We start from the raw sequence: 7,947 nt of genomic DNA on the forward strand, positions 1-7,947 counted from the left end.
CGCTCAGTCCGGCGCGCCGATGCTTTCGCCAGCCTCGAGCCGATCGGCGATCCGATCGAGCACGTCGGGAGCAAGCCCTCCGATGTCGAACCCGGCGCGACCGGCGAAACCCCGCAGATGCACGACGGCGAGCGTCAGCTTCTTCGGCCGGCCAAGCATACTGAACGTGCCGATCAGGCTGATCGCGACCTCCAGCGACGCGACCGCGTCGGCCAGCTCGCGGACGTCCCTGTCCACCTTCTTCCCTCCCATGCCTCTTGCGTCCTCCTGACGACGACCCGCGCCCCGGTCCGCCAAGATCCGGCGCGGCGTCGTCTCGTTTCCGGGTGCGTCTGATGTCCTGCGTGCCGCTCCTCGCCGCGCCCGGCGCTCCCTGCTCGTCCGCTTCGGGAGCTTCGTCGTCGCTCCGGTCCTCAACAGGATCGGAGATCGCCTTGCGAAAAGTCGGAGTGAATTTCCCCAAAGTCGGGGGAGCGCAGATCGAGGTCGCGGACGGCGTCTGCGCCTTCCTGCGCGCCCGCTATCCGGACAAGACCGCGGCCAACGTCCACGCCGACACCGGCATCCGGGTGAAGACGGTCGAGAAATGGCTGGCGAAGGTCTCTGCGCCCGGCGCTGCGCATCTCGTGGTGCTGGTGACGGTCTACGGGCCGGAGTTCCTCTGCGCCGTCACGCGTGACCCGCCGCCGTGGCTGACGGCCGCCGGCCGGGCCGCGAGGCGCGCCGAAGTCACGGCCCAGATCGACGAACTCGTCGCCGAGCTCGAGGACGGCCGCGCATGACCGGGGCGTGGCGGATCTTCCTCTACTGGCTGGTCGAGCTGTTCCGTCGCGCCGCCCAGCGCGACGCCCGCCACGCCCGCCTCAACAACAGCCGCGCCGACCGGATCGAGAAGCACGCCGACGGGAGGGACTTCTGATGCCCGGACCGGCAGCGAAGGCCAAGCGGACGACCCGCTCTCCCGCGCGACGCGCGCCTGCACGCGCATGGGCGCGCGAGGTCGTCGGCGAGGTGCCACTCCCGGCCGGGCCGGGCCGCTCACTGGACGATCGGCTGGCAGCCTACGCCTCCCATGTCGTCGCCAACGCCTGCTTGAAGGTGCGCGTCCAGGAGGGCGTTGAGGCATGCCGGCCGCTGCTGGATGACATCATCCTGTCCGCCGCGCATGTCGCGTCCGGCGCAGGCGGCGAAGCCCCTTCGAAGGTCCTTCGCGACCTTGCCGAAGCCCTCGACGAGCCGCTCGATCCTTCGGTTCGGGAGCACGCCAATGCTTGAGCAGGCGACCGAAAGCAGCAGGGTCGTTGCACCGGAAATCTGGGACAGCGCCTACGCGGCGGTCGACGAGATGCTCGACGACGTCGCGATCGAGAACGGCGTCGACGCCATGGTCTGCGCCGCGCGCGCGATGGCCTGCGCGATCACCGTCCATCTGATCGAGCGCATCGGCCCACGCGAGGCCCTTGCGGCCTTGCGCTGGGTGTGTCGGCCCAGCGTCCAACACCTCCGGAAGATGGAGGAGTGGCTGCAATGAGTGCGCCATTCATGCCGCTCTACGTCGGAGACTATCTGCGGGACACGCGCGCGCTCACCGCCGAGCAGCATGGCGCATATCTGCTGCTGTTGATGAGCATGTGGAACGCGGGAGGCGAGTTGCCCGCCGACGACCGCCGGCTCGCCCGTTTCGCAAGCTGTAGCCCGTCCCGATGGGCGAAAATCAAGGCCGAGATCCTCGGCTTTTTTGATGTCCAAGGAGGCGTTGTAAAGCACAAGCGGCTCGGCGCGGAGCTCGAAAAAGCGCAAGAAAAATCGTTCAAACGCGCCGATTCCGGAACTCGTGGCGGCTACGCTAAAGCATTGAAAGATAAGGAAGCACGCATGGCAAATGCCATGCCGTTGCCATGCCATTCTTCAGAACCAGATAAAGAAAGAGAAGATCCCGCTCCGCCGCCTGACGGCGGCGTCGCGCACCCTCCCAAACCTGAGGCTGCTCCTTCCCCCGCTTCATCCCTGATCGGCGGATCCCTTTCTCCGAGAGGGACGCCGGCCAGGGATCGCGTCGGCGCCGCCGTCAAGCGGGCGGAGGCCGAGGCGGTGCTCGCCGATCCGCTGGCGTCGGCCGAGGAGCGCTTCTGGGCGATGAAGTTCCGGCTGCTCGATCGGGGTGTGAGCTGGGGTCTGGCGGTCAAGCTTTCGAAACTGCACCAGGCGAGAGGGGAGGGTTTCGCCGCCACCACGTCTGCGGTCGAGAAGGCGCTCAAGGCGCGAGGTCCGACCAGCTACCTCGGCAAGATCGTCTCCGAGCTGAAGCGAGAGATCGAAGGCGACGGAGCTCTGCCGCAGCCCAGCGACGGAAAGCGCGACAACGCGCCGGCCTGGGTCAAGCAAGCCTGGGACGACGGGCTCGCCGTCATCCCCGACGGTCCCGGACGGTGGTCGGCGCAGGGCGTGATCTACGACGACGAGCAGAACGAGGTGGCCTGGTGATCGGCGCCGGTGAGCGGCTGGCGAAGGTCGGGATCAGGCTTCGGTCCGTCCGCGACGGCGAGCACCGCACGACCTGCCCGCACTGCTCCGAGAACCGACGGAAGAAGACCGACCCCTGCCTCGCTGTGAGGATCGATGGCTACGATGCAAAATGGAACTGCTGGCATTGCGGATGGACGGGCGGTCTCGCTCAGGACGACGGCGACCGCGGAGGCCTTCGCCGAGGCGCGGGGCATCAGCGCGACGACCTTGGATCGGCTGCGCGTCGGCTCCGGTACGGTGTGGTTTCGTGACCTGAAGGCCGAGCGGGAGGCGATCGTCTTCCACTATTTCGCGGCGGGCTCGAGCGAGCCGACGTTCTGGAAGGCGAGGCCTGCGGACGGCGAAAAGACCTTCGCCGCGCTGAAGGGCGGCAAGGTCTCGTTCTACAATCTCGACGCGGTCCTCTCGGGCGATCTTAAGGTCGTCCACATCGTTGAGGGGGAGTTCGACACTGCGGCGTTGGTCGAGGCCGGCGTGCCGGTCGACCAGGTCCTCAGCGTCCCAGCTGGTGCCCGCGAGAAGCGCGAGGAAGGCCCGGACGACTCCGACGTCTTCCGCGGCTACGGCTACGTCAAGGACGCGCTGCAGGCGGGCCTGAGCAACGCGGAGAAGTTCGTGTTCTGCGGCGACGCCGACGGTCCGGGCAGGTCGCTCCGGCAGGACATGGCGAACATCCTCGGCGCGGCCCGCTTCCACTTTGTGGACTGGCCCAAGGGCATCAAGGACGCCAACGACTTCCTGATCGCCGAGGGGCCGGCTGCGTTGAGGCAGTATGTTCGGGACCGAGCGAAGCCGTGGCCGGTGGACGGGCTCTATCGCCTGTCGGAGCTCCCTGAACCTCCCACCTTCGAGATCTGGAGCCCGGGTTTCCCGGAGTGGGAGTCGAAGGTGAAGCTGGCGCGCGGGACGCTCAGCGTCGTGACGGGCCATCCGGGCCACGGCAAGACGGCGCTCTGGGCGCAGATCTGGTTCCAGGTCGTCCAGGAGCATGACTTCCCGATCCTCGTGGCGAGCTTCGAGACGCGGGCTAAACCGCATCTCCGGCGCACGCTTCGCACGCTGCTCACCGGCAGGCTTGAGAAGGACATGGACGACGCCGAGTGCGCCGCCGCCGACCGCTGGATCGAGGCGCGCTACCTGTGGGCGGTCCATCCCGACGGCCGCCCTGACCTGCGTTGGCTGCTCGACCGCGCCGAGGTCGCGATCGTCCGTCACGGTGCCAGGGTCATCCAGATCGACCCCTGGAACCGCGTTGAGAGCCACAGGGACAGCCGGAAGGAAACCGAGACCGAATACATCGGCCGGTGCCTGACCGAGATCTACGGCTTTGCCCAGGGCATGAACGCCCACGTCCAGATCCTCGCGCACCCGGCGAAGATGGACGGGAAGGTGAGGGGAACTGCGCCCCAGCTCGAGGACATCTCCGGGTCGAAGCATTGGGACAACCGCGTCGACCAGGGCTTCGTGGTGCACCGGAAGAAGATGTTCGATGGCGGGGAGCGTTGCACCGAGGCGACGCTCTTCCACCGCAAGGCACGCTTCGAGGAACTCGGCCACCCCTGCCAGTTGAACCTCAACTTCGAGATGGCTAGCCGCCGCTACCGGTCCACGGACTACGACGCCGGAGGGTACGGTCGGTGACGCACCAATTGATTTCCGAAGCCGGGGCAGGCTTCGGGCGCACCGCGGGAGGCCGGCTCCGGCTGGTCTCCCGCCGATCGACGCGGCGCTCTCCACGCAGCGCGGGGATCCCAACCGTCGGCATCAGGTCGGCTCCTCCTCGATGGCTTTCCGATAGGCTGCGAGCGCGTCTTGCAGCGTCTCGATCGTCTTGGCGTCGCGAGTCGCACCAAGATCGCTGGTCACGGCGTGGTCGCGCAGCCGTTCGATCATCGCGGCGGCGTCAAAGAGCAGCCGGCGGAACTCTTCAGGCCGAATGTCCTCAGGGATCACCGCGGCGGCGCGGAGGACGGTGACGATATCGGGTTTGCTGCTCATCCTCGAACTCCGCTGGCACGCGCCCGGCGCGGAATAGCACGGCCGGGTTTTCGTCAGCCATCTCGGTGTCGACGTCCTAACCCTGGCTGATCGCCACTACGCCGGCGAACCGCCCCGCAGCGCGTTCGGCCCGAGCCTTCGCCTCCCCGGCGGTCTTGAACTTCAGCGGCGTCTCGGCGCGGAGCTTGCCACGTTTGTCGGCACGCCAGGTCAGGACGATGTGGATGGTTTCGGTGGTCATATCCGGATCAGCTCCGCGCCTTGCAATCGTCCAAGTATATCATATGATATGAAATGTCGGATCAGAGGAAATGGCTCGTGAGCGCCACAGGAGAGGTGCCAGTCCCTGCCGGAGTTGAAGCTCTGGAGGAGAGGACGGTGACGATCGTCAAAGCCGTCGTTCGGGCATGTGAGTTCTGGGGCTTGACGAACAAAGAGGCGTCCGACCTCTTCGACGTTCCGATCGCCACTTGGTGCCGTATGAAGGCGGGGACTTTCCGTGGTCGGCTCGATCAGGACAAGATAACCCGCGCGAGCTTGATCGTCGGCATCTTCAAGGCGTTGAGGATCCTGTTCAACCGGGAGATGGTCAACAGTTGGCCGAAGGCGACCAACACCGGCCCGATGTTTCAAGGGCGGTCTCCGGTGGCGCTGATGATCGAGGGCGGCATTCCCGCGATGCTGAGGACCCGCCGATATCTCGACGGGCTTCGCGGCGGCCTGTGATCCCCGAGATCGAGTTCGTCGAGGGTCGGACCGTCCGCCTGATTCCGACCGCTTATATCGACGAACCAGCCGTCAGGCCTCTCGCCGACGACGAGGACGAAGAGGCCATTCTGAACGAGCTCGAGGGGCTGACGTCAGCTCGGCTCAGCTCGGCGGCTCTTCCGGTCGGCGTGGATCCGGCTGAGCTCCTCAATGAGAGCTACGGCTATGGCTGGACGTTCATCAACGCCGCTTTCTGCCATGCGAAGCCGCCGGGCAACCGCTTTAACGACGAGGATCGTGGGTGCTGGTATGCGGCTTTCGGCGAGCGGGATGCGGAGACCGCTGAAGCGGAAGTGACGTTTCACATGGCGGATGCGTTGCGCGAGGCGGGCGCATCGCAGGAGCTGGTGTCCTATGGCCAGTTCCTGGCCGGCTTCTCTTGTCGCTTCCATGACCTTCGTGGCGAAGCCGGGCATGCAAGCCTCGATCCGGATCGTGCTATCGGTTATCCGGCAGGACAGGCGCTGGCGAGGTCCATTCGGGCGCTGGGGGGCAACGGCGTGCTCTATCCGTCCGTCCGGTTCGCGGGCGGGATGTGCCTTGCTGCTTTCCGACCGTCGGTGATCCAGAACGTCCGCCGAGCTGACCAGGTTTCGTTCGAGTGGGACGGCGTACGGATGACCAAGATTCCCTGACCTGGCAGCGTATCTCCCCGACGAGATCCGTCTCGGGGATGCCGAGCCGAGCGACAGCGCGCCGCCTGGCCCCACCTCGTGTATGCTCTGACCGAACAAGGGAGCGCGAGTCATCATGGCCGAGCGACGAGAGCTATATCGCAGCCCGAACGGAGACTCCTGGTTCCTGGGTCGAGAGCCGGCAAACGGGAACGCATTCATCATTCACCAGCCGAACGGCCCTTCCGGCGGTCGTTTGGCGCACATCGAATTGGGGACCTTCTTGAGCAGCGACCCGAAGGCCCCAGAGCACCAGGCTTTGCTGCGTCTGATCGGCCTGCTTGTGGACGTTCCGCCTTATGCTGATCGCACCAAGGAAAACGGGCCGGCGCAGAACGACCGCTGAGCGCACTGGCGATAGACGAGGCGCTGGCTACTCGCCGCCAGTCCGGTCGCCGCCCGATCGTTGAAACGTGAAGGAGCGCTCGCCGCCCGCGACGCCACGACGCTCGCGATATATGCTCGACTGGAAGCGTCCAGGGGTCTGAACAAATGAATAACAACGCGGACATCGCCGCCGTCGTAGCCACCGCGGTCACGGCGATCGAAAAAGCGACGCTCCTGATCGGAACGAAAAACAGCGGGATCGATGATCGGCAGATCAGGAAGCTCCGCGAGGCCATCGACCAGCTGGAGCTGAGATTGAATGAAAAGAAACGCATGCTCGATGCCGACGGCGCCTGAAGGGAAGCCAGTTCCCATCCGGCGCTGGCCGGGCCACGCGGCCCTGCTCGCCTTGAAGAAGCCGCCAACGACGAATAGATGAGCTTCACCGGATTTGAACCGGCTGTCGGCCTCGCGGCCGGCCTGCGCTGGCTCTTCGGTCCTACGAAATCCCTGTAAACTCTGAGCAGCCAGCGGCGTCGTATGTCGCCCGGCGCCAGCAAGGAAACTATGAAGAAGCATATCAAGTTGAATCGCTCTGCTCTCCCAGTTGAGGAAAGCCTGCTTACGCCGCAGCCCATGCCGGCAGCGCCGGATACTTGGAAGCCTGTCCCCTGCGGCATTTCCCGCGAAGAGATGCGGGCCATCGTCGCCGAGATGCTCGGCTAAAAGGCTTTTACGAGCTTCAAAGCCCGCCTCGTCGGCGGGCTTTTTTTGTGCTTATTGCACCTTGCGGTCCTCGCGAAGTCGCGCGGCGTGCTACACTCCCCGCGCGCCCGACGCCTGCTTCGGCTTCCTCATGCCCCTGAGGAGGCCGCACGTGAATGACACCGCTACGAAGGATCTGTCAGCGACCGAACGCCGTGTCGCGGCCGCGAAAGCGAACGCGGACCATCTCGGCGAGCGCGTCGAGCGGCGCGCCCGCGAGACTCGAGACGATCGCGCCGCGGCCGACCGCGAGCGGAAGCGCCAGGCCAAGGCGCTCCGCCGGGATCTGCGGCCCCGTACGTCTGATGGCGTCGGCCCCACGCCTCACACGCGCCGCCAGCGCCGCGACAGCGGCCTCCAGGCGATGATGAACGCCGGCCTGATCTGGCCCGAGATGCGGGACGCCGCGGCGGAGATCGAAGAGGTCTTCCACGCCCAGACCGCCGGACTGATGGCGAAGGGGAGGGATTACGGCGCCGCCCGCGGCCGCTCGACGGCGTCGGTCAACGACCGCCTCAGCCTCGCGTACGCCCTGCGTTACAAGCCCTGGGCCGATGAGCTCAGCGCCGCCTACAAGGCTGGCGGCCGTCCCGCTCTCGCGATCACTGTCGCGATCGTCATCGACGACATGACGCTGACCCAGGCCGAGCGCGACTTCCACATGCGCCGGATCGTCATCCAGCACATCGTCCGGCGCTCCCTGCTGCGTTATGCGGAGATCAGCCGGCGCGTCGCCCCTGGAGCCACCGAGCGGCTCGACCGTGAACATCCAGACGCCGCCCGCGGAGCGCGGATCCCGTTGGCCGCCTAGCTCTCAATCGGAAATGTGATCCACACTAGAGCGGATTCGCGTTAATCCGGATCGTATCCAGCGGCTTTGAAGAAGTTG

General features: G+C 66.1%; 15 protein-coding genes. 12 read left to right on the top strand and 3 right to left on the bottom strand.

Annotated elements, in window-relative coordinates:
• Window positions 1–3 precede the first annotated feature (3 nt).
• On the bottom strand, window positions 4–252 hold the full coding sequence (locus EK403_RS21240; protein WP_128779459.1) for a hypothetical protein: 249 nt from the start codon (window positions 250–252) through the stop codon (window positions 4–6).
• Between the two features lie 197 nt (window positions 253–449).
• Here EK403_RS21240 and EK403_RS21245 point away from each other — a divergent pair, with 197 nt between their 5' ends.
• From EK403_RS21245 to EK403_RS21265, 6 genes are all read left to right on the top strand, one after another.
• Entirely contained in the window at window positions 450–782 is a 333-nt protein-coding gene (locus EK403_RS21245) for a hypothetical protein (RefSeq protein ID WP_128779460.1), read from the top strand.
• Window positions 779–919, top strand: a complete 141-nt coding sequence (locus tag EK403_RS22630; RefSeq protein WP_164919715.1) for a hypothetical protein — start codon at window positions 779–781, stop codon at window positions 917–919. Before EK403_RS21245 ends, EK403_RS22630 begins: the two co-directional genes overlap by 4 nt.
• A 92-nt stretch (window positions 920–1,011) precedes the next feature.
• Entirely contained in the window at window positions 1,012–1,275 is a 264-nt protein-coding gene (locus EK403_RS21250; RefSeq protein WP_164919716.1) for a hypothetical protein, read from the top strand.
• A complete protein-coding gene (locus tag EK403_RS21255; protein ID WP_128779462.1) occupies window positions 1,268–1,531 on the top strand; it encodes a hypothetical protein in 264 nt (87 codons plus the stop codon). Before EK403_RS21250 ends, EK403_RS21255 begins: the two co-directional genes overlap by 8 nt.
• Window positions 1,532–1,542: 11 nt before the next feature.
• On the top strand, window positions 1,543–2,484 hold the full coding sequence (locus tag EK403_RS21260; RefSeq protein WP_164919717.1) for a YdaU family protein: 942 nt from the start codon (window positions 1,543–1,545) through the stop codon (window positions 2,482–2,484).
• Between the two features lie 135 nt (window positions 2,485–2,619).
• Complete coding sequence (locus tag EK403_RS21265; RefSeq protein WP_128779464.1) at window positions 2,620–4,167, top strand: AAA family ATPase; 1,548 nt, start codon at window positions 2,620–2,622, stop codon at window positions 4,165–4,167.
• A gap of 123 nt (window positions 4,168–4,290) precedes the next feature.
• Here the strand turns inward: EK403_RS21265 and EK403_RS21270 are convergent, their stop codons facing one another.
• Together EK403_RS21270 and EK403_RS23525 are read right to left on the bottom strand one after the other, a co-directional pair.
• Entirely contained in the window at window positions 4,291–4,524 is a 234-nt protein-coding gene (locus tag EK403_RS21270) for a hypothetical protein (protein ID WP_128779465.1), read from the bottom strand.
• A 76-nt stretch (window positions 4,525–4,600) separates the two neighbouring features.
• A complete protein-coding gene (locus EK403_RS23525) occupies window positions 4,601–4,765 on the bottom strand; it encodes a hypothetical protein (RefSeq protein WP_245479840.1) in 165 nt (54 codons plus the stop codon).
• 137 nt (window positions 4,766–4,902) lie between these two features.
• On the opposite strand from EK403_RS23525, the gene EK403_RS22635 reads away from it, so the two are divergent.
• From EK403_RS22635 to EK403_RS21295, 6 genes are all read left to right on the top strand, one after another.
• Window positions 4,903–5,250 (top strand): MbcA/ParS/Xre antitoxin family protein, encoded by a 348-nt coding sequence (locus EK403_RS22635; protein WP_245479841.1) that lies wholly within the window; start codon window positions 4,903–4,905, stop codon window positions 5,248–5,250.
• A complete protein-coding gene (locus EK403_RS21280; RefSeq protein WP_164919719.1) occupies window positions 5,247–5,927 on the top strand; it encodes an RES family NAD+ phosphorylase in 681 nt (226 codons plus the stop codon). Before EK403_RS22635 ends, EK403_RS21280 begins: the two co-directional genes overlap by 4 nt.
• A 115-nt stretch (window positions 5,928–6,042) precedes the next feature.
• Window positions 6,043–6,312, top strand: a complete 270-nt coding sequence (locus tag EK403_RS21285; RefSeq protein WP_128779467.1) for a hypothetical protein — start codon at window positions 6,043–6,045, stop codon at window positions 6,310–6,312.
• Window positions 6,313–6,458: 146 nt separating this feature from the next.
• The gene (locus EK403_RS21290; protein WP_128779468.1) at window positions 6,459–6,650 is read left to right on the top strand and encodes a hypothetical protein; all 192 of its coding nucleotides are present in this window, start codon (window positions 6,459–6,461) and stop codon (window positions 6,648–6,650) included.
• Between the two features lie 210 nt (window positions 6,651–6,860).
• Window positions 6,861–7,019, top strand: a complete 159-nt coding sequence (locus EK403_RS22640; RefSeq protein ID WP_164919714.1) for a hypothetical protein — start codon at window positions 6,861–6,863, stop codon at window positions 7,017–7,019.
• 151 nt (window positions 7,020–7,170) lie between these two features.
• Entirely contained in the window at window positions 7,171–7,869 is a 699-nt protein-coding gene (locus EK403_RS21295) for a hypothetical protein (protein WP_128779469.1), read from the top strand.
• Window positions 7,870–7,947: the final 78 nt, after the last annotated feature.

Source organism: Hansschlegelia zhihuaiae (assembly GCF_004103825.1).
GTDB lineage: Bacteria > Pseudomonadota > Alphaproteobacteria > Rhizobiales > Methylopilaceae > Methylopila > Methylopila zhihuaiae.

Excerpts from the sequence above, each read along its gene's own strand:
- EK403_RS22630 (WP_164919715.1), top strand. The coding sequence starts at position 779 with ATGACCGGGGCGTGGCGGATCTTCCTCTACTGGCTGGTCGAGCTGTTC.
- EK403_RS22640 (WP_164919714.1), top strand. The coding sequence starts at position 6,861 with ATGAAGAAGCATATCAAGTTGAATCGCTCTGCTCTCCCAGTTGAGGAA.
- EK403_RS21255 (WP_128779462.1), top strand. The coding sequence starts at position 1,268 with ATGCTTGAGCAGGCGACCGAAAGCAGCAGGGTCGTTGCACCGGAAATC.
- EK403_RS21290 (WP_128779468.1), top strand. The coding sequence starts at position 6,459 with ATGAATAACAACGCGGACATCGCCGCCGTCGTAGCCACCGCGGTCACG.
- EK403_RS23525 (WP_245479840.1), bottom strand. The coding sequence starts at position 4,765 with ATGACCACCGAAACCATCCACATCGTCCTGACCTGGCGTGCCGACAAA.
- EK403_RS21285 (WP_128779467.1), top strand. The coding sequence starts at position 6,043 with ATGGCCGAGCGACGAGAGCTATATCGCAGCCCGAACGGAGACTCCTGG.
- EK403_RS21270 (WP_128779465.1), bottom strand. The coding sequence starts at position 4,524 with ATGAGCAGCAAACCCGATATCGTCACCGTCCTCCGCGCCGCCGCGGTG.
- EK403_RS21240 (WP_128779459.1), bottom strand. The coding sequence starts at position 252 with ATGGGAGGGAAGAAGGTGGACAGGGACGTCCGCGAGCTGGCCGACGCG.
- EK403_RS21265 (WP_128779464.1), top strand. The coding sequence starts at position 2,620 with ATGGCTACGATGCAAAATGGAACTGCTGGCATTGCGGATGGACGGGCG.
- EK403_RS21260 (WP_164919717.1), top strand. The coding sequence starts at position 1,543 with ATGCCGCTCTACGTCGGAGACTATCTGCGGGACACGCGCGCGCTCACC.